21 protein-coding genes are annotated in these 18,563 nt (G+C 40.9%); 7 read left to right on the top strand and 14 right to left on the bottom strand.

Going from position 1 to position 18,563, the window contains the following annotated elements; genetic code table 11:
• The first annotated feature begins 324 nt into the window (after positions 1-324).
• Together QVH07_RS03110 and QVH07_RS03105 are read left to right on the top strand one after the other, a co-directional pair.
• Complete coding sequence (locus QVH07_RS03110) at positions 325-1,137, top strand: MOSC domain-containing protein (protein WP_289998668.1); 813 nt, start codon at positions 325-327, stop codon at positions 1,135-1,137.
• A complete protein-coding gene (locus tag QVH07_RS03105; protein ID WP_289998667.1) occupies positions 1,127-2,065 on the top strand; it encodes a hypothetical protein in 939 nt (312 codons plus the stop codon). Before QVH07_RS03110 ends, QVH07_RS03105 begins: the two co-directional genes overlap by 11 nt.
• Positions 2,066-2,069: 4 nt before the next feature.
• Here QVH07_RS03105 and hemE read toward each other — a convergent pair whose 3' ends face one another.
• The 6 genes from hemE to truA form a co-directional block, all read right to left on the bottom strand.
• A complete protein-coding gene (gene hemE / locus QVH07_RS03100) occupies positions 2,070-3,095 on the bottom strand; it encodes a uroporphyrinogen decarboxylase (RefSeq protein WP_289998666.1) in 1,026 nt (341 codons plus the stop codon).
• A gap of 115 nt (positions 3,096-3,210) precedes the next feature.
• A complete protein-coding gene (locus tag QVH07_RS03095) occupies positions 3,211-3,768 on the bottom strand; it encodes a hypothetical protein (RefSeq protein WP_289998665.1) in 558 nt (185 codons plus the stop codon).
• 76 nt (positions 3,769-3,844) lie between these two features.
• Positions 3,845-4,363, bottom strand: coding sequence for a hypothetical protein (locus tag QVH07_RS03090; protein WP_289998664.1), 519 nt, complete (start codon positions 4,361-4,363; stop codon positions 3,845-3,847).
• A 2-nt stretch (positions 4,364-4,365) separates the two neighbouring features.
• On the bottom strand, positions 4,366-4,953 hold the full coding sequence (locus QVH07_RS03085) for a hypothetical protein (protein ID WP_289998663.1): 588 nt from the start codon (positions 4,951-4,953) through the stop codon (positions 4,366-4,368).
• 35 nt (positions 4,954-4,988) lie between these two features.
• Positions 4,989-6,761: an ABC transporter ATP-binding protein gene (locus QVH07_RS03080; protein ID WP_289998662.1), complete on the bottom strand. Its 1,773-nt coding sequence runs from the start codon at positions 6,759-6,761 to the stop codon at positions 4,989-4,991.
• A gap of 3 nt (positions 6,762-6,764) precedes the next feature.
• Positions 6,765-7,544, bottom strand: a complete 780-nt coding sequence (gene truA / locus QVH07_RS03075; protein WP_289998661.1) for a tRNA pseudouridine(38-40) synthase TruA — start codon at positions 7,542-7,544, stop codon at positions 6,765-6,767.
• A 77-nt stretch (positions 7,545-7,621) separates the two neighbouring features.
• Between truA and QVH07_RS03070 the strand changes: the two genes are divergently transcribed.
• Complete coding sequence (locus QVH07_RS03070; protein ID WP_289998660.1) at positions 7,622-8,101, top strand: DUF4293 domain-containing protein; 480 nt, start codon at positions 7,622-7,624, stop codon at positions 8,099-8,101.
• A gap of 63 nt (positions 8,102-8,164) precedes the next feature.
• Here the strand turns inward: QVH07_RS03070 and QVH07_RS03065 are convergent, their stop codons facing one another.
• Genes QVH07_RS03065 through QVH07_RS03055 form a run of 3 tightly spaced genes read right to left on the bottom strand, consistent with a single transcriptional unit; the run spans position 8,165 to position 10,139 of the window.
• The gene (locus QVH07_RS03065; protein WP_289998659.1) at positions 8,165-8,923 is read right to left on the bottom strand and encodes a hypothetical protein; all 759 of its coding nucleotides are present in this window, start codon (positions 8,921-8,923) and stop codon (positions 8,165-8,167) included.
• The gene (locus QVH07_RS03060) at positions 8,920-9,615 is read right to left on the bottom strand and encodes a hypothetical protein (protein ID WP_289998658.1); all 696 of its coding nucleotides are present in this window, start codon (positions 9,613-9,615) and stop codon (positions 8,920-8,922) included. Before QVH07_RS03060 ends, QVH07_RS03065 begins: the two co-directional genes overlap by 4 nt.
• The gene (locus tag QVH07_RS03055; RefSeq protein WP_289998657.1) at positions 9,612-10,139 is read right to left on the bottom strand and encodes an RNA polymerase sigma factor; all 528 of its coding nucleotides are present in this window, start codon (positions 10,137-10,139) and stop codon (positions 9,612-9,614) included. The genes QVH07_RS03060 and QVH07_RS03055 overlap by 4 nt, the downstream gene beginning before the upstream one ends.
• Before the next feature lie 183 nt (positions 10,140-10,322).
• Between QVH07_RS03055 and QVH07_RS03050 the strand changes: the two genes are divergently transcribed.
• Positions 10,323-11,429 (top strand): trans-sulfuration enzyme family protein, encoded by a 1,107-nt coding sequence (locus QVH07_RS03050; RefSeq protein ID WP_289998656.1) that lies wholly within the window; start codon positions 10,323-10,325, stop codon positions 11,427-11,429.
• Here the strand turns inward: QVH07_RS03050 and QVH07_RS03045 are convergent.
• Positions 11,426-11,794 (bottom strand): cupin domain-containing protein, encoded by a 369-nt coding sequence (locus QVH07_RS03045; protein WP_289998655.1) that lies wholly within the window; start codon positions 11,792-11,794, stop codon positions 11,426-11,428. The two genes, QVH07_RS03050 and QVH07_RS03045, sit on opposite strands and share 4 nt — an antisense overlap.
• A gap of 12 nt (positions 11,795-11,806) precedes the next feature.
• Positions 11,807-13,810 carry a serine hydrolase gene (locus tag QVH07_RS03040; protein ID WP_289998654.1) on the bottom strand — a complete coding sequence of 668 codons (2,004 nt, stop codon included), beginning with the start codon at positions 13,808-13,810 and terminating at the stop codon, positions 11,807-11,809.
• A 185-nt stretch (positions 13,811-13,995) separates the two neighbouring features.
• Between QVH07_RS03040 and QVH07_RS03035 the strand changes: the two genes are divergently transcribed.
• Complete coding sequence (locus QVH07_RS03035; RefSeq protein ID WP_289998653.1) at positions 13,996-14,448, top strand: hypothetical protein; 453 nt, start codon at positions 13,996-13,998, stop codon at positions 14,446-14,448.
• A 34-nt stretch (positions 14,449-14,482) separates the two neighbouring features.
• Here the strand turns inward: QVH07_RS03035 and QVH07_RS03030 are convergent, their stop codons facing one another.
• On the bottom strand, positions 14,483-15,223 hold the full coding sequence (locus tag QVH07_RS03030; RefSeq protein ID WP_289998652.1) for an MBL fold metallo-hydrolase: 741 nt from the start codon (positions 15,221-15,223) through the stop codon (positions 14,483-14,485).
• 137 nt (positions 15,224-15,360) lie between these two features.
• Here QVH07_RS03030 and QVH07_RS03025 point away from each other — a divergent pair, with 137 nt between their 5' ends.
• Together QVH07_RS03025 and QVH07_RS03020 are read left to right on the top strand one after the other, a co-directional pair.
• Positions 15,361-15,753: a transcriptional regulator gene (locus QVH07_RS03025; RefSeq protein ID WP_289998651.1), complete on the top strand. Its 393-nt coding sequence runs from the start codon at positions 15,361-15,363 to the stop codon at positions 15,751-15,753.
• Positions 15,750-16,586 carry an MBL fold metallo-hydrolase gene (locus tag QVH07_RS03020; protein ID WP_289998650.1) on the top strand — a complete coding sequence of 279 codons (837 nt, stop codon included), beginning with the start codon at positions 15,750-15,752 and terminating at the stop codon, positions 16,584-16,586. The genes QVH07_RS03025 and QVH07_RS03020 overlap by 4 nt, the downstream gene beginning before the upstream one ends.
• A 7-nt stretch (positions 16,587-16,593) precedes the next feature.
• Here QVH07_RS03020 and QVH07_RS03015 read toward each other — a convergent pair whose 3' ends face one another.
• Both QVH07_RS03015 and QVH07_RS03010 read right to left on the bottom strand, forming a co-directional pair.
• Positions 16,594-18,132 carry a YifB family Mg chelatase-like AAA ATPase gene (locus QVH07_RS03015; RefSeq protein ID WP_289998649.1) on the bottom strand — a complete coding sequence of 513 codons (1,539 nt, stop codon included), beginning with the start codon at positions 18,130-18,132 and terminating at the stop codon, positions 16,594-16,596.
• A gap of 52 nt (positions 18,133-18,184) precedes the next feature.
• Positions 18,185-18,553, bottom strand: a complete 369-nt coding sequence (locus QVH07_RS03010) for a hypothetical protein (RefSeq protein WP_289998648.1) — start codon at positions 18,551-18,553, stop codon at positions 18,185-18,187.
• Positions 18,554-18,563 lie beyond the last annotated feature (10 nt).

Below are 18,563 nucleotides of genomic sequence, written 5' to 3'. Positions count from 1 at the left end.
TGACATTCATCAATCCAAATCCACCACAGAATGTCACAGGATACCCTTTCAAGTGAGGATTTTGTCAGTTTTATTCTTGGCTTGCATCCTTTGGAACCTCTAATGCATCTTATTATTGTGAGAGATTTTTTTCCAAGGAGCAAACGTAAACAGCAACTGAAGTGGTTGATAATGACTTTTATGGTTCTTATTATATCCCAACTCGATTTACATTTTCATTTATATTCCAAAGCGATGCGCTTGGCAGAATTAAAAATCACGGAACTGATTCAATATTTTAGCTGATTCCACCACATAAACCTTTCAATCTTTTACTTTTGCGGTATGCAAAGTCAGCTCAAGGTTTCAGGGCTATTCATCTATCCAATTAAATCGCTTGGTGGAATTTCTTTAGATAGTATTGAGGTTCAGGAAGCAGGATTTAAATACGATCGGAGGTGGATGCTTGTGGATCAAAACGGGATGTTTATTACCCAGCGGAAACATCCTAAATTGGCGCTGCTGAAAACTAAATTAGAGCATGATGGCTTAGTTGTATCTCAAAAGGATGATCCAAATCATAAGCTAAAAATCAATTTCTCAGACCAGGCCATAGCCAAAAAGCGAGTAGTCATCTGGGATGATGAAGTCGAATCCGATTTACTTTCACCAGAATATAGCAAGTGGTTTTCGGCCTTTCTAGGGTTTCAGGTGGATTTGGTAAAAATGCCAAAAGATGGGCAAAGACCCGTAGACCCAAAATATGCCGAGAAGAGAGAAAATGTGAGTTTTGCAGATGGAATGCCCTACCTAATCATAGGTGAAGAGGCCTTAAATGATTTAAATGGTCGATTGGAAAAGCCAGTGCCTATGGATAGATTTCGTCCAAACATTGTTTTTTCAGGAGGTTCAGCTTTCGAGGAAGATTCCTGGTCATACGTGAGAATTGGTGGGGTCAAGTTTAAGGTTGTTAAACCATGTGCTAGATGCGTTTTGACAACAGTAAATCAGGACACGGGTCAAACTGGGAAGGAGCCTTTAAAAACGCTTTCCACTTATCGAAATTTTGGGAATAAAGTCCTTTTTGGGCAAAATGCCCTGGCCCTCGAATCAGGAAAAGTGAGTGTGGGGGATCAGATAATTAAACATGATCAGTAGAAGATTTTATCGCCTGATTGCCCTTTGGGTATTGGCTGAGACATTCCTTGGTGGAATTTTGCATGCCTTTCGAGTACCCCTGATGGGGGTGTTTATAGCCTGCTTTTCAGCACTTTTTATTTCGTTGATTTATTCCGCCACTGGTAGTTCCAGAAAGGTGATCCATGCTACCTTGATCGTTTTGGTTTTCAAAATGCTACTCAGTCCACACGCTCCCATGATCGCATTTATGTCCGTGGGATTGCAGGGTATTTTTGGAGCACTGATTCTGCATGCTATTCCTTCGACAAAAATAGGCCGACTTCTGGTGGCTGTTTTCGCATACATGCAATCCGCAACCATGAAGCTTTTGAGTCTCACCATCATTTTTGGAATGGGATTTTGGGATGCTTTAGATGAGTTTATGGTTTCTATCGTACAGTATTTCCCGGTTCTATCTAGTATACTGAGTGCCAAGAATTTAGTGATCAGTTATCTGGGTATTTATCTGATTTCAGGAATTATAGTGGGGCTTATGATTGGAAGGGTTTCTCTAAAGTCCAGAAGAGGTGACCTAGTATTAGAAGGTATTCATTCAACACCAGAGCGAAGTCGTAATAAAAATACTGGTATGGAATGGCCGCTAATTTTAGGACTAACCGTGATCTATTTTATTCCGTTGTTTCCAGATTCCTTCCGTGAAATGAGCCTTAGGGCTGCGATAATCCTTACTGCCTGGCATCTCTTCCTCGGACCACTTGTGAAAAAGCTGCTTTTTAAGTTCTTGGGAAATAAGAAATCCGGAATGATCCGTGAAATAAACCTAATTGAAGGGATATTGCCTGAACTTCAAGATAATCTTAAAGTATCTTGGCAGGCCGCATCTACCCAGAAAGCTATCAGGCGCTTTCCTTATTTCATTAAAACTTGGGTCCAGATTAGTCTTTAAAAAACTAGCTGAAGCTCTTTACAGCTTGAATGAAATCTTTTACCCTTTCAGGATTGATATCGGGATAAACCCCGTGACCTAGATTAGCGATGTGACGACTTCCTATGAACTGTTTCATCATTTTTTGCGTCGCAGCCACCACTTGATCAGCCGTACCATAGAGGGCAGCTGGGTCAAGATTCCCCTGCAGAGTTTTATTACTACCAATAAGAGCTCTTGATTCTTTTATCTCCATGTTCCAATCCAGTCCAATTGTTTCGCAGGGTAAGGAACCCATGTCTTTTCTTGCGAAAAAGGCGCCTTTGGCGAACACAGTTTTGGGTACTTCATCTATAGCTTCGCAAATAAGTCGAATATACTTTAGAGAAAACTCTTCGTACTGATCTGGACCCAAAATTCCGGCCCAGCTATCGAAGACCTGCACTAAATCAGCTCCTGCAGAGATCTGAGCCTTCAGGTAATTTATAGTACTCTGAGTGATCATTTCCAATAAGCGGTGGGATAAGGCGGGTTCTGTATAAAGCATGGCCCTAGCTTTTGAGAAGGTTTTACTCCCACTTCCTTCTATCATGTAAGCGAAAATAGTCCAAGGTGCTCCAGCAAAGCCAATTAATGGGACTCTACCATTCAAGTTCTTTTTGGTGATTTCAATCGCCTTAATCACATAATCCAAATCATTGGCTCCATCTGCTATTCTAAGCTTATCGAGGTCTGAAGCAGTTTTTACAGTGTTTGGAAACCAAGGACCACGTTTTTCTACCATTTCGTAGGGGAGCCCCATGGCTTCTGGAATGACAAGAATGTCAGAGAAAATGATCGCTGCATCCACTCCAAGAATGTCAACAGGCTGAATGGTTACTTCTGAGGCAAGCTCGGGAGTTTGCGCAAGTTCAATAAACCCTGAAAGGGAATTTCTTATGGCCCTATATTCGGGTAGTATTCTACCGGCTTGCCTCATGAGCCAAACTGGCGTACGTTCCACTTCTTCACCTTTCGCAGCTCTCAGGAGCAAATCATTTTGTAATTCCATCCTTCAAAGATAACCTCCAAATTTTATTTGGCAGGTAAAAAGTAAGCACAAAAAAACAGGAGCCAAGCAATACTCAACTCCTGTTTGAACTGTATAGTTGGTTTAGGTAATTATTTTATTTGGATGTTAGCTTTACAAAGTCTTCATTTTTAATGTTAAACATTGACATCACGGCCTCATAGTTGGAGTAATCAATTCTTCCTGATGGAAAATCTGAGGGTACTACGACAATTCTAAAAACTTGTTGGTCAGTCCATTCTGGATCAAGAATCGAAAAATCAATGGGTCCATCCAGAAAAATAGCAAAGTCAACCGTGGTAAAGTCAAAATTGTACATTAAGACTCCTTCCTCAAAGAAAATGGTTTGCGGTATTTGTCTCCAGACTGGACTTTCGGTCTCAGGAATGAAGCCGCTTAGCCTATAAACGAGTACAACATCGCCCTCGAATAACTCTTCTGGAAATTCAAAAAGCTCACCGTAGTCATTTTCTGCATTAAAGTTTGCTTCAGCCTCATAAGTAGTCCCGACAAAATTAAACCCATCCTCACCGGGAACACCCTGAAGACCCTGAGGGCCTTGTGGCCCAATTGGACCTGGAGGTCCTTCCGGCCCCTCACATGCTTGGAAAATCATTAAAAATGCCAAACCGAAAATTGGAAATAGTTTTTTCATAAAATAAAATTTGGTGGTCAAGTACTTCTTAACACGATAAAAATTCCAAATGGTTTGGCTAAAAATTCTTAAATACCTAATGCCTTAATGGAGCGATTACCTGTACTTTGCTATCACTCAGGATTTTATCAATAAAAACACCTGATAGAACTAGATTTTTTTCATCAGCAAAAGCCTCTATTTCTTCCTTTACCCGGTTAGGTCCAGGCATCACCCAGCGATTTGCCTCGATTGAGGCAAGCAAAAAAGAGGATTCTTCAAACTGCTTGAATTCCAGACTATCGATTTTAAAGCTTTGGTCAAACCCAATAAATACTCTCATGGTATCCAGTTTGCCTGCTGGCTCCACTTCGTAAATAGTATGGAGTTTTTTTCCTGGATTGACGGAAAGGATTGTCTCAATTCTATCGAAAGCTTTGCCCAATCTTTCATCCTGAGGGGTGCCTTCATAAGTAATTCCTGCTAGCGATGGAGGCACGTCTTCGATTTTTTGAATCACTATTGGGTTGTTTCCCCCTAAACTCACAAAAATGGCATACGCGGCGACCACTAGTGCGAAGAAAGCAGCCCCTGCAATTAAAACCTTATTTCTCATTGCTAAAAGATATACCGAACACCAATTCCACCCTGTCCTTTCATATGACCCACACGATCCAAAAGTTCAAGAAAAAGACCAGCCTCCCCAAAAATGCTTATGGGCACATCATCAAAATAATATTCGAGGCCTACAAATGCTTCTGGCCCAAAATCCACATTGGTTCTTTCTTCCTGAAGACCAGGTTGCTGTGGATCAATTTGGTCTACAGTGTAAGTGTAGGTGACATTGGTGCTTCGGAACTGAACGCCTGCACCAGCATATCCCAAGATGTATCCTTTTTCTATTCCAAATGTTTCTGAAAAGTCCTCATGATACGCCAATCGAGCGTTTATCGAAACTCCTTTCTTTACCGAATTACTTCTGTAAAATGCATTTCCGTCAGGCGGATTATTTTCAAAGTCACGCTGATAATACGAGTTACTATTCACTCCTGCGCTCCCAATCATTCCTTCAAAAGAAATGTAATCGCTTATAAAATCTTTATATGTGATGGAGAAGGGTTCTCCAAAACGGACTCCTATTCCCCGCTCTTGAGAAAATGACATAAATGGCACCATCAGAAGAAGGAAAACAACTGCTTTTTTCATGAATTTTTTTAGGTGATAAAGGAGCAAGAATCGGGCTAGATAGCCATTGTTTTCAGCTGCATTTGATGCAATAGGGTATAATGCCCACCCAAATCGAGTAATTCTTCGTGAGTTCCCGTCTCCACAATCTCCCCCTTATTGAGTACTATTATTTTACTTGCTTTTTTAATCGTAGATAGCCTATGAGCAATGACAATTGAAGTTCTGCCTGCCATCATCTTTTCTATAGATTCCTGAATCAGTTCCTCTGTCTCAGTATCTACGGAGGAGGTTGCCTCATCGAGAATGATGATCTCAGGATCATAAACCATAGCCCTTACAAATGAGATTAATTGTCTTTGTCCAACAGAAAGGGTACCTCCGCGCTCCATTACGTTATAATCCAATCCGCCTGGAAGTCGCTCGATAAATTTTCTGGCTCCCACCATTTCTGCAGCTTGCATCACCTGCTCTTTGGAAATATCAGGATTTCCAAGGGTGATGTTGTAATAAATGGTATTGGAGAAAAGAAAAACATCTTGAAGAACCACGCCGACATGCCTTCGGAGGTTATCCAAACGGTAATCTCGAATATCGATTCCATCAATGGTGATTTTGCCATCATTGATCTCATAGAACCGAGAAAGTAAATTTATGATAGAGGATTTACCGGCACCTGTGGCTCCTACCAAGGCCAATGTCTGACCAGGCATCACTTCTAGATTTATGTCCTTAAGGACATATTCATCGTCCACATAAGCGAACCATACCTTTTCGAGCTTGATGTGCCCCTTCATGACCTCGGTAGTGTAGGCCCCTTCATCGCTGATATGTTCGGTGCTATTCAGCAACTTGAAGATTCTTGAAGAACTCACCACACCCATTTGAAGGGTATTGAAGCGATCAGCGATCATCCGTATAGGCCTGAAGAAGAGCTGCAAATACATTATGAAGGAGATTAATACCCCTATTTGCAATTCCATTCCTAGGACCCCAACAGCGCCATACCAAACCACGAGTCCAATACCAATAGCCTGAATGATTTCAGCTACTGGAAAGTAAATGGAATAGTATAAAACGGAACGGATATGGGCGGCTCTATGCTCTTTATTAATCTCTTGAAACTTCTCGTATTCCCGTTTTTCCCGATTGAAAATCTGAACGATATTCATCCCGGTTATGTGCTCCTGCAAAAAGGAGTTTAAGTTCGAAACGGCATTCCGAACATCATTAAACGTCACTTTGATTTTCTCTTTAAAAATGTAAGTGGAGATTACCATTAATGGAAGTGTACACAAACTGACTAGGGTAAGTTTCCAGTCAATGTAAAACATGACTCCAAGAATAGTGACTAGCTGAAGCAAATCACCAATCATTGCGGCGAGTCCTTGACTAAAGACATCAGCCAGGGTTTCTATGTCGGAAACATTTCTTGTGACTAGTCTTCCTATTGGGGTATTGTCAAAAAACTTCAACTTTAATCGCAGCAAATGTCGATAAAGCATGGTTCGAATGTCTCGTATGATCACCTGTCCAATCCAGCCCGAATAGAATGTGTGGGCCCACTGAACCAAAGCTTGGAGCAACATTAAGCCAACAAGTACCAATATGATTTGATATAAACCATTGGTATCTCCAATTGTCACATAATCATCAATGGCAACTTGGATGAAATAGGGTCGGGTGGGAGCCAAGGCCGCTAGAGCCACCGTTAGGAATATTAGAAAATAGAATTGAAGCTGGTAGGGTTTTACAAAAGTGTAGAGCCTACGCAAGACTTTGGTGTCGACGATTTCGCCAGAGGATGTTTTTTCTTTTTCTAAACTCAAGATTTACAAATCTAGATAGATTTCATCTGGGTAGACTACTCTATCCAGAAAAAGTCCATGGGCGGGAGCCGATTTACCTGCTCCTGCTCTACTTTTTGATTCAATAATTTCTGCCATGCTTTCAGGTGATCTTTTTCCTAGCCCTATTTCCACCAAAGTTCCAACTATGGCTCTCACCATTCCACGCAAAAAGCGGTTTGCAGTTATATGAAATAACAATTGTCCCTCCTTTTGTTCCCAGTGAGCAGCTTTTATTTGACACCTAAAGTGATTTACTTCTGTGTTCACTTTGCTAAAAGCTTCGAAATCCTCATATCTAAGTAGCGTTTGAGCTGCTAGGTTCATAATTCTGAAATCGGGCTTAGCAAAAGAATACCATGCCTGGCCTTCAAGGAAAGGGCTTTTTTGAAAAACCATACGATAGAGATAGGATCTTTCGATGGCATCAAATCGGGCATGAGCATCTGGCTTCACCTCCCTAATTGAGTGAATTGCAATTTCCCTAGGAAGAATTCCATTCAGACCTTTTATCAATTTCTCCTTATTGAAAGTTTGGGCTGAATCAAAATGAGCAACTTGAAAACTTGCGTGGACACCGGTATCCGTTCGACCACTTCCCTGGATGCTACACTTAGAACGAAAAAAAGTACTAAGCGCAGACTCAATGTGTCCCTGAACCGTTTCTGCATTCTCCTGGATTTGCCATCCATGAAAGGGAGAACCAAAATAGCTCAACTCGAGGAAATATCTGCTGACCGTATCCATGTTTGGCAAAGATAGCATTCCTTGGCGTTCGCAATCCACCTTCGTGACTTGGTAATGAGGTCGGAAGGCCCTTTCTTTGCAAAAAATTTAGAGACATGATCCAACGAATTCAATCTGTATTTCTTCTATTGGTAGCCATAGCCATGGTTCTGACTTTGGTTTTTCCACTTTGGAGTCTTCCACAATTACCCGGAATAGAAGGGAGTTATGAACTTACAGCTTTCAAAATGGACCGATTTTCTGGGTCTGGAGAAATTAATGAAACCGTTTCTAAATGGTATATCGGAGCTATTGCTGCAGTGGTAATGATTCTTGCAATCATTTCAATTTTCCAGTATAAAAACAGAACCAGGCAGATGATGTTCAACATGATCAACTCCCTTTTAATGGTGGGGTTGGTTGCAGCAGTATTTTTAACTACAAATGGACTTGTCTCCACCCTGGAAGTTCAAGATTCAGGTACTTACCAGATTGGCTTCTGGGTGATTCTCGTGGCCATGGTTCTGAATATGCTGGCCAATCGTTTTATCCGTAAAGATGAGGCTTTGGTCCGATCGGTGGATCGAATCAGATAAAAAATATTTTCCAAAAAGAAAGCCTGTGAAAATTTTCACAGGCTTTCTTTTTTTAAGATTCAGTTACCAGAATCGGATGCCGATGGTTGGGTAGAAGGTTTTGAAATTTTCTGTGGCGATGACACCGACTCGAATGGAAATGTTTTCATTTAGTTTTCTCCTATAAAAAGCTTGCATTGTAGTACCCGAAAACAATTGACTATCGTTCTGATTGAGTAGGTATCCTACTCCAAACATATTTCTACGTTGCCTCTGAACATTTCCAAATTCCCAGGAAAATTCAGCATTTGCGAACCAGTTACTGTTAACCTTCACATTTCCATTTTCGCGCTCAGGAAAGAAAATCGTATTGGTAACCGACCCTCCGATGGAAAACTGCCGAAGATTCACATGGGTTCTAAGTCCTACGGATGGTGTAAAATCTCCACCAGTGAAATCCAGGCCAATAGGAAAGGTCAGCTCTATACTATCTAAATAAGGTACATAATTGGCTTCCAAGTCGTAAATGACGCCCTTTGTGCTGCTTTGATAAAAGTTTTCAGTAAGGCGATAAGCAAGGGAAGTAAACTCTGGGAAATCAGTGGCTTTCTCCAAAATAGGTTCAAAAGTCTGTTTCAAAATTTCCTGATTGTACTCGGCATCATTATACAGAAGGAGTAGGGTTCCTTCATTTGGTAATTCGAAAGCCAAGGTATCAGTAACTGGAAAGTTTGCATCAGCCCAGATTAAATCGTTACCGTTTAATTGGTTTTCTAATTTCTGGGCATAGGTATGTTGAATGAAGGCAAAAGCTAGAAATAGGGTAGTGGTTAGCGTTTTCATTTGATGATAATAGTTAGTGGTTTTTTAGTTGGTTTAGTTTTCTGTTTTGCAGTTGTAGTGGTATTGCCAGTAAGGGTTTCAGTAGATTGTGATCCTAATCTGATTTTTGTTTTTTCTTTAAGACCCCATGAAATTGCTACTGTGTGGTAAGTTTCCTGGGGATTCTCTAGTGGAGGGATGAATTCTCCTCTTTTCTCCAAATTCATTCCTTTGAGAGCTATCGAATTTTCCAGATTTAAATTTCTTTCGGTTTCCATTTCCGGTATAAACTCATTCACCCTTTCGATTATCGGGTCTTCTTCAGCTTTGACCGTCAGGTCATCAGAATCTGAGATAATTTCTTCAGAAGGGCTTATCAGGTCTTCTTCCTCCTCTTGAACATCAGGTGGATTACTTGCCACGAGTTCATTTGTCTGCTCAGGAGCTTCAATGACCACAGTTCCCTGCCGGATCAGATAGAAAGCCAGTAGAAATAACCCGGTCAAGGAAGCTGCGATCACAAAGGGTTTCCAAACGAAGGCTCGTTTCTTATTTTCAAGCTTCTGCTCAATTCGAGTCCATACCAAATCCGATGGACTATGACTTGGGAGCTCTTTTAAGTTCTTGTCCAGTTGAGAATCAAAGTCCTTTCTCTGCATGATTTTATCCCATGCATCCTCCCTTGGGCTATATTCCTTCCAATTCTTGTTCATGCCTGGAGGAGTTTAGTGATTCTACTTTTCAATAAGCCTTTGGCGTATTGGTATTGGGATTTTGACGTGCTTTCACTAATTCCCAGAAGCTCTGCACATTCTTTATGAGGATAGCCTTCCACAGCAATAAGAACAAAAACCGCTCTTGCACCATCAGGTAAACTCAACATGGCAGTATCTAACATCTCTGCATCAAACCAGGAATCAAAGTCATCCTTTGAAGGTTCTACTGAATCCAGAGATTCAAAGTGCAATCTCTTTTTACTTCTCCTGATCGCTTTTCTAGCTGCGATGGTTTTCATCCATGATGACAGGGCTTCCGGATGAGAAAGCTTTGAGATGTTTTGAAATACTTCTACATAAGTGTCCTGCAAAACATCGTGAGCCTCATCTTCATCATTAAGTACCCGATATGCCAGTGAATAGATCATCTTTTTGGTCAATTCAAACAACTGAAATTGCGCCTGTCGATCATTTAAAATGACCTGCGAGATCAGCTGATGATTAAGTTTTACTTGATTCATTTTCCTGGCGTTCTAGGTTAAAGAGTCTAGAGTTTGGTAAAAAGTTGGAAAAGCGTGCAAAAAAAAAAATTAAATACTGACAATTTAACCTTCATTCACAGAAAATGCCCAGATTAAATTTTGTGATCAAACATGGTTCTAAGGTAAAATACCCTAATTTTCTAAGCCTATAAAAATCAAATCATGAAGTTAGAAACCCTTGCAATACACGGTGGAAATCAAATTTCCGAAAAAGAAAAACCTGTTGTTCAGCCTATAACTTTAAGCACCACTTTCATGCATCAGGAGGATTCCATGGTTTATTCCCGGGCTAATAACCCAAATCGTCAAGCCTTGGAAAAGTTGCTTACCAGACTTGAATTTGGAGAAGATGCCGCGGCTTTCTCTTCAGGAAATGCTGCTGGAGTGGCTGTATTTCAAGCTCTCGACCCTGGAAGTCATCTGGTGGCTCCCGACGATATGTATCATGGGTTAAGGGCAGCAATTCTCGATCTATTTGATGGAGTACTTGAGGTGGATTTTGTAGACATGACTGATCCTGAGAATGTGTCCAAAGCCTTAAAACCAAACACCAAACTAATTTGGCTGGAAACCCCTTCCAACCCATTACTGAAGATTTCTGATATTCACGCCATTGCGGAGATTTCTAAGGGGGCTGGAACTATTTTGGTATCTGACAATACTTTCGCCACGCCTGTATTCCAAAACCCTATTTTGTTGGGAGCTGATATTGTCATGCATAGTTCGACAAAATTCTTTGGAGGCCATAGTGATATCATGGGCGGAGCTCTCATCACCAAGAAAGAAGATTCCTTTTGGAAGAAAATAAGAAACGTTCAAAAGATGGGTGGGGCGGTGCCATCTCCTATGGACTGCTATTTTCTATGCAGAAGCATTAAGACCTTACCCTACAGAATGAAAGGTCATGCAGAACATGCTGGTCAGCTAGCAACTTTTTTAATGGCTCATCCTGGGGTGGAAGCGGTTTACTATCCAGGCCTGGTGTCTCATCCGGGTTATTCGGTAGCCTCGAAACAAATGTCAGGTTTTGGAGGAGTTCTTTCCTTTTTGGTAAAAAATGGGGCTGAAGCAGCTGACCACCTAATTTCCAATCTGAAATATTTCACTAATGCCACCAGCCTGGGAGGAGTAGAAAGTTTAATCGAAAGAAGAGCGGAATCAGAAAATGCAGAAACCTTAACTCCCCAGAATCTCATTCGGGTTTCAGTCGGGCTAGAGCATTTAGATGATTTATTAGCAGATATGGATCAGGCTTTGGCCGCGATTTAGATCGTATCGAGCTTCGATCGAGTGAGATCACTTGGTTCAGTTTCTCCTGTATTCACAGTACTCGCAGGTTCAAAAAGCAAAACGGAAACCTCTTTTTCAGCCACTGGTTTATGTTCCACACCACGTGGTACAATCAGGAACTCACCTTGCTTTACCTGTACCGACTTATCCCGGAATTCCATAGTGAATTCACCATCAATCACCATAAATAGCTCGTCCTCATTTGCATGGGAATGCCAGACAAACTCCCCTTGAAATTTGGCAAGTTTGACCTGCTGACCATTGAGCTCACCAGCTATTCTTGGATTCCAATGATCAGAAAATAGATTGAATTTCTTTTTAAGGTTGACCGCCTGAATTTCCATGATTTTAAGATTTTAATCTTCAGTAGTGAAGTTAAAGATTTTCATCAAAGGCCCTGGAATATCTCCGTTCTCATCATAGAGAATCGGTCCATTTGCGAGTAAAGCAAAGACAACCCCAGAATCAGGATGAACCAGGATAAAAGATCCTGATGAAGGCAATTCCCCAGCATGGAAATAGACTTTTTCACCCGAACTCATCTCCATCATATACCATCCCAATCCATAGAAAACGCGTTCTGAATTGGTTTCTACAAGAGATTCAGTGAATGCTTGACTTTCAAAATATCCCTGTTCCAAAAGGAAGGTTCCAAAAGTAACCAGGTTATCGGTGGTGGAGATCAGGCCCCCTGAAGAATAACTATAGCTCAAATCATATTCCGGTCCTTCTTCCTCTGTGTATAAATAGAATTTACTCTTTCCAGGTTGGCCATTTTTCAAATCACCATAGGTGCTCGACATTCCTGTTGGCTTCCAAAGAACTGAGTCCAGAAGGTCCAGATAGGGTAATTGGGAAGCTTTTTCTAGGGATGCCCCAAGAAGCGTAAATCCATAGGAGGAATAGAAGTAGGCCTGACCAGGAACAGAAACCAATGGTCTATCAATGAAGAGTTCTAGGGCCTCTTCAAGATTTTTATAATTCTTCTGTTGGTAGATTTCATCCAGACTTTCTTCCTGGTAATCAGGAACACCAGCGCTATGATTAGCTAATTGTCTTGGAGTAATTTCTTTATACGCTTCAGGAATATCAGGTAGAAGCCTTCCAATGGGAGAATCGAGAAATGCCGAATCCTCGAGACTTGCTCTAAAGGCGGCATAGGCAGCCATCGTTTTTGAAACACTGGCGATTCTGAATTGAGTATTTCTATCCACAGCTAAGCTATCTGAGATGTCTTTGTACCCAACTCCCTTGGAGTAGAAATTATAACCTTCTTTGCTCAGGGAGAACTGAAGCCCAGGGGCCGGATATTCTTCTGAAAGATATGCCATGATTTCGTCTATTTGGCATTCTATGCTTTCACAATCTTCTTCTTCCGGTAAATAGTCTAGTGAATTACTGAAAGTAGCTTTGGCCGAAAGCACTGCATTATCCCTATTCCAATCACCAAAACTGTTGGACCTCGTATAGGTCAACATCCCTTCATTTTTACCCTTAATTCCAGTCACGCCGAAAGCTGTTCCGGCTACAAGTTCATTGATTCGAACATCTATGATTTCTTCTCCATCTACGATGGCCGTATCGTAATGGACTCTTTTGGGATATTCATTCATGAAATCCTCATAGGCGTTATAGATATACTTTCGATCTTTTAGATCCAGAATCCATTCAAAAACCATATAAAATGGTTCTTTTGGTTCCAAGGCATAGGGTCTCAAATCAAAATCTAACCAGCCCTTCCGAATTCCTGACTTGATGATTACGTTTTCATTGAGCAGATCCTTGCCAGGCTTTCCTTTGTTGCTTTCATCCACATCCATCATCCGAAACCTGACCTTGAATTGAGGTAATTTGCTTATGGCGATTCTCAGTGAGACCCCAGTCATGTAGTTTAAATCTTTTGACTCACTTGGATCAATCAGGATGGCCATTGCACTACCACCAGAAAGTGTGTCGTAAGCAAGCATGCCTCTAGTTAGGAAACTCTTCCCGTTTCCTAGCTCAATACTCTTTGGTCGTATTTTTTTATCCCAAACCGTGACGGCTTCTAGTGTGATCTCTTTGGGCGAAAGCTGTATTTTTAAAGGTTTGGACTGATCAATTGTCGAGTACGTTCGACTTTGAGTTTGGTATCCTAGCGCAGCAAAAAGAACCTCAAATCCATCTTCCGGCTCCTTGATGATCAAGTCGAAATCGCCGTTTTCTTCTGAAATAGTTCCATACTCCGTACCCGGTATCCCTATGCTAGCATAAGCAAGAGCTTTTCCTTCTGTATCTGTAATATTTCCTTTGAGATGGATTTGGCCATGAGCCAAAGCCATGTGCAGTGAGACAAAAAGTAGGAGTAGTAATTTTTTCATTTTCCTAAAAATATCCTGTCCCAAGTTGTTTGTTGCAAATAAAGAAAGGGATTTAATCTTTCTTAACGAAAGACGCCGAAGGGCTCAGACTTCTCAAGATAAAAACTCCTATGATCTTCTGACTTTTGTCATTTTTTATCCAAACAACTGGACTTATCCTTGTGGAGAATATAAAGAAGACAAATATGTCAAAGCGAATAAATAAAGAAAGTATACTCAGAGCCTCAGAAATTAAACAGCAGCTTCAGATAGAGGATTTTGAAAAGGAAATATCTGCCTTGAAGAAGGAGATTTATGCCCATTCCGAGACGCCTAGTCAGGGAGACTCCAGTGCTGCTGAACGTACGGAAGTCCTACAGAGATACGAAAGCGAGCTGGGTTTCCTGAAAGATGAGTTGGATTTTTTGGATAGAATTGATACCGATTCTGAGATCTCAGAGATCGGTATGGGTGCTGTGGTGATCACAGATAAAAAAAATTTCTTCGTAAGTGTCTCTATTGAGCAGGTAGAAGTAAATGGTATTGATTTTTTCGGTCTTTCTACCAAAGCCCCGATATTCCAAGTAATGCGAGGGAAAAAGTCTGGAGAAAACTTTGATTTTAATGGTATTCATTATAAGATCAAAGACGTTTATTAAAGAAAAGAAAAGCCTGCTTTAAAGCAGGCTTTAGTTAATTTGAAGGGTACCAGTTACGAAGTCGAACTTCAACATTGGCATTTCTCTCGTTTACCATAGTCCTGAAACTTTCCACATCGCTTAGACCATCGGGCCCCCGATAATGATATGGATAAACTATTTCTGGCCCAAACTCAGAAACTGCACTCGCAGCTTGGTCCACACCCATAGTATAAGGAAGATTCATGCAGACAAAAGCAACATCAATATCCTCAAGACTTCTCATCTCAGGAATGTCCTCTGTGTCACCTGAAATGTAGATTTTCTTATCCCCAAAAGTAAGGATATAACCATTTCCGCGACCTTTAGGATGCCTTGAATCTTCAGTTTCGGGAAGATTGTACATTGGGATTGTGGTTATATTAATTTTTCCCATTTTCCATGACCCACCGTTGGCTAAGGATATCACTGATTTATAGTTTTCCTTTGGCAGTTTTTCAGTAACGGCTTGCGGGGCTATAATGCTCGCGTTTTCCAAGGCTAACCCGTCTAAAGTTTCTTGATTATGGTGATCCCCGTGAATGTCAGTTATCAAAACATAATCTGCGTTTGGTTGGCCTTCAAAAGCTGAGGCTCCGCCATAGGGGTCCACATAAACAACGATATCATCAAAACTCAAAACCAAGGTACCGTGGAGGATTGGTTGGATTTTTATATCTCCCTCATTAGACTGAATGATGTCTTGGGCATATGAGAAATTTGTGAATAGAAATAAAAGGATGAAAAGTCTTTTCATATTTTGGTGTGTTTGGTTTGGACTTTAAACAAAATAAAAAGAAGAACATCCGCTACATTGTTCAAAAATTAACTGTGTTTTATGAATTAATTAAATAATACATTATCTTCTAATCAAAATTTTTAACAATTCCGCGAATGGCAGGCCAGCCTATTGAATTAATTTTAGCAAGGCAGTTTGGAGATACTTTAAGTCAAGCCGTTTTCTTGGTCGATCCAGAAGGCAATCTTTTGTTTTATAATGAAAAAGCAGAGATGATTTTGGGTGTTCGTTTTGGAGAGACCGGAGCAATGTCTCAAGAAGTCTGGTCCAAAATGTTTCATCCCAAAGACGAAAAAGGTAACTCACTTTCTGCAGAAGATTTGCCTTTAGTACAAACAATAAAAAGTCATAAGCCTGCACGTGGCTCATTTTATATAAATAGTGCCACAGGTGAAAGACACCTATTAAATGTAACCTCCATACCGATTGAAGGTAGACCTCATCGCTTTCTGGGTGCTATGGCATTATTTTGGAACTCGGTTGAATGATGAAGATTAAAGTTTGGGGATGCCGGGGTTCCTTACCCTCTCCTGGTCCGGAAAATATAGTTTATGGAGGGAACACTTCATGTGTTCAAATTATCAAAGATGATTTATGCATCATTTTGGATGGAGGTTCAGGCATCCAAAGGTTAGGAAAGTTTATATCAAAAGATGTCAAAGAAATTCATATTCTTTTGACCCATCTTCACATTGATCACACTATGGGGCTAGGTTTTTTCCAACCCCTTTACAACCCAAATACGCAGGTACACTTATGGGGTCCGGCTACAAGTGTAGAGCCTTTGCTCCATAGATTACGTAGATATTTCTCTCCTCCTCTTTTCCCAGTTCGTTTAAATGAACTCCCAAATCATCCAGAAATCCATGAGATTGGAGATTCTGAATTTTCTATTGGGCCTCTAAAATTTAAGACGAGTTATATCGGTCATGCCGGTCCGACCTTAGGTTACAGGGTAGTTGACGGGAACAAGACTTTTGTTTATATGCCCGACCATGAACCATCACTTGCTTCGGTTGATTTCCCAAATCTGCCAGAGTGGACCAGTGGCTATGATTTAGCAAAAGATGCGGATCTACTTTTTCATGATGGAGAATACACTCCTGAGGAATATAGAACCAAGATTGGTTGGGGCCATTCTTCAATGAATGATGCTATCCACTTTGGTAGAGTTTGCGGTGTTAAAAAGCTAGCGATATTTCATCATGATCCTTTAAATTCAGATCAGCAACTTGAAAAAATTTTTGATGAAGCTATGGAAAAGGAATCCCCCTCCTTTGATGTCTCTCTATGCAAGGAGGGTGATATTTATGAGATTTAGCCAAGGTCTAGCCAGCCCAGCCCTCTCTGTCCAAACTCCTATATTGAATTGCTTCTGCTAGATGCTCTACTTTAATGTCTTCGCTATCTGAAAGATCGGCAATTGTTCTAGCTACTTTTAAAATTCGATCATAGGCTCTGGCGGATAAGCCTAATCGTTCCATTGCAGTTTTAAGGAGAGTTTTTCCGGCGGCGTTTATCTGGCATATCTGTTTTACCATGTGGCTAGGCATCATGGCATTGCAAAAAACATCCGGATGATCTTTGAATCTCTTTTCCTGCCTTTTCCTACCATTCTCAACCCGGGTCCTGATTGATTCGCTTGATTCTGTTTTTCTGGTTGAAGTCATTTCATCAAATTTCACGGGAGTCACTTCCACATGAAGATCAATCCGGTCCAAAAGGGGGCCGGAAACCTTATTGAGGTAACGCTGCACAATTCCTGGTCCACAAACGCATTCTTTTTCCGGATGATTGTAATACCCACAAGGACAAGGGTTCATACTAGCGATCAACATAAAATTGGCGGGGTAATCGACTGATACCTTGGCCCTAGAAATAGTAACCTTGCGCTCCTCAAGCGGTTGGCGCATAACTTCCAGTACTGTTCGCTTGAACTCTGGAAGTTCATCAAGGAAAAGAACACCATTATGTGCCAAAGAAATTTCTCCAGGCTGAGGATTTCCGCCCCCACCCACAAGAGCTACATCGCTAATGGTATGATGAGGAGAGCGAAAAGGTCTCCTTGCCAATAATGAACTATCACTTCCTAATTTCCCTGCTACCGAATGAATCTTTGTGCTTTCCAGAGCTTCTTGTAGACTCAATGCAGGTAAGATGGAAGGAAGCCTTTTAGCCAACATGGTTTTTCCAGCTCCAGGAGGTCCTATCATTATCACATTATGGCCCCCAGCAGCTGCTATTTCCATGGCTCGCTTTATATTTTCCTGGCCCTGTACATCGGCAAAGTCTATTTCGGAATAATCCTGAGAATGGTAAAAAAGATCTCGAGTATCAGTCACTAAGGGCTCAATCGCCAATTCTCCTGAAAGAAATTTCACCGCTTCCTGAATGGTTTCCACTCCTATGATATCCAGATTATTCACTATCGATGCCTCCTTCGCATTTTCTTTAGGAAGGATAAAACCTTTAAATCCTTTGGTTCTCGCCTCAATAGCAATGGGAAGTACTCCCTTAATTGGCCTGAGTTTTCCATCCAGAGCGAGCTCTCCCATAATCACGTATTTCTCAAGATCTGGAAAAAATACCTGTTCGGAAGCTTGCAAAATGGCTAGACCTATGGGTAAATCATAAGCTGAGCCTTCTTTACGAATATCGGCGGGAGCAAGGTTTACGACCACTTTTTGCCTTGGCATTCTATAGTTATAGAATTTTAAAGCACTCTCTACTCGTTGCTGACTTTCTTTTACTGCACTGTCGGGTAAGCCAACTAAAAAAAAGCTGGTGCCTTGACCTACATTAACCTCAACGGTGATCAGGTTAGCATCCACGCCAGACACAGCGCTTCCAAAAGTTTTTGATACCATAATAAAAAAAGGACCTGATGGTCCTTGAATATAACTAAATCATAAATAAGATTTAATCTTCAGTGTATTTTTCATTCTCGTTTTTGGGTTCAACATCTCCGACTTTTTTTGTGTCCACTGGTTTTACTTTTTCCTCCTCTGTTTGAGGATGCTCCAAATCGTAGACTTTTGCCTTTACTTTATTTAATTCTAACTCTTTCTTTTCAAGTTTAGAAGCGAGTCCGCTTACTGTTAGATAATGGAAAAGCCAGGATGCCAAAAATATGATAAAGCCTATCAGCATGATAGTAACCATGTTGTCAGAGCTTATTTCATCCATTCCCACCCATCCTCCAAGGGTCTCAAAGGCAATAAAGAAGATCAGGAATAGCCCGAAGAAGATCAAAAGTAAAATCTGAAGGAATTTGGCAAATTTCTGCATATGGAAGCAT

It is taken from the genome of Algoriphagus sediminis (assembly GCF_030403435.1).
GTDB classification, from domain to species: Bacteria; Bacteroidota; Bacteroidia; order Cytophagales; family Cyclobacteriaceae; genus Algoriphagus; species Algoriphagus sediminis.
The sequence above is the reverse complement of the archived record's forward strand: the minus strand, read 5'-3'. Positions and strand labels throughout refer to the sequence as shown.

Bases quoted from the DNA above. Each gene is read 5' to 3' on its own strand.
- QVH07_RS03110 (WP_289998668.1), top strand. From the start codon at position 325: ATGCAAAGTCAGCTCAAGGTTTCAGGGCTATTCATCTATCCAATTAAA.
- QVH07_RS03105 (WP_289998667.1), top strand. From the start codon at position 1,127: ATGATCAGTAGAAGATTTTATCGCCTGATTGCCCTTTGGGTATTGGCT.
- hemE (WP_289998666.1), bottom strand. From the start codon at position 3,095: ATGGAATTACAAAATGATTTGCTCCTGAGAGCTGCGAAAGGTGAAGAA.
- QVH07_RS03095 (WP_289998665.1), bottom strand. From the start codon at position 3,768: ATGAAAAAACTATTTCCAATTTTCGGTTTGGCATTTTTAATGATTTTC.
- QVH07_RS03090 (WP_289998664.1), bottom strand. From the start codon at position 4,363: ATGAGAAATAAGGTTTTAATTGCAGGGGCTGCTTTCTTCGCACTAGTG.
- QVH07_RS03085 (WP_289998663.1), bottom strand. From the start codon at position 4,953: ATGAAAAAAGCAGTTGTTTTCCTTCTTCTGATGGTGCCATTTATGTCA.
- truA (WP_289998661.1), bottom strand. From the start codon at position 7,544: ATGCTATCTTTGCCAAACATGGATACGGTCAGCAGATATTTCCTCGAG.
- QVH07_RS03070 (WP_289998660.1), top strand. From the start codon at position 7,622: ATGATCCAACGAATTCAATCTGTATTTCTTCTATTGGTAGCCATAGCC.
- QVH07_RS03065 (WP_289998659.1), bottom strand. From the start codon at position 8,923: ATGAAAACGCTAACCACTACCCTATTTCTAGCTTTTGCCTTCATTCAA.
- QVH07_RS03060 (WP_289998658.1), bottom strand. From the start codon at position 9,615: ATGAACAAGAATTGGAAGGAATATAGCCCAAGGGAGGATGCATGGGAT.
- QVH07_RS03055 (WP_289998657.1), bottom strand. From the start codon at position 10,139: ATGAATCAAGTAAAACTTAATCATCAGCTGATCTCGCAGGTCATTTTA.
- QVH07_RS03050 (WP_289998656.1), top strand. From the start codon at position 10,323: ATGAAGTTAGAAACCCTTGCAATACACGGTGGAAATCAAATTTCCGAA.
- QVH07_RS03045 (WP_289998655.1), bottom strand. From the start codon at position 11,794: ATGGAAATTCAGGCGGTCAACCTTAAAAAGAAATTCAATCTATTTTCT.
- QVH07_RS03040 (WP_289998654.1), bottom strand. From the start codon at position 13,810: ATGAAAAAATTACTACTCCTACTTTTTGTCTCACTGCACATGGCTTTG.
- QVH07_RS03035 (WP_289998653.1), top strand. From the start codon at position 13,996: ATGTCAAAGCGAATAAATAAAGAAAGTATACTCAGAGCCTCAGAAATT.
- QVH07_RS03030 (WP_289998652.1), bottom strand. From the start codon at position 15,223: ATGAAAAGACTTTTCATCCTTTTATTTCTATTCACAAATTTCTCATAT.
- QVH07_RS03025 (WP_289998651.1), top strand. From the start codon at position 15,361: ATGGCAGGCCAGCCTATTGAATTAATTTTAGCAAGGCAGTTTGGAGAT.
- QVH07_RS03020 (WP_289998650.1), top strand. From the start codon at position 15,750: ATGATGAAGATTAAAGTTTGGGGATGCCGGGGTTCCTTACCCTCTCCT.
- QVH07_RS03015 (WP_289998649.1), bottom strand. From the start codon at position 18,132: ATGGTATCAAAAACTTTTGGAAGCGCTGTGTCTGGCGTGGATGCTAAC.
- QVH07_RS03010 (WP_289998648.1), bottom strand. From the start codon at position 18,553: ATGCAGAAATTTGCCAAATTCCTTCAGATTTTACTTTTGATCTTCTTC.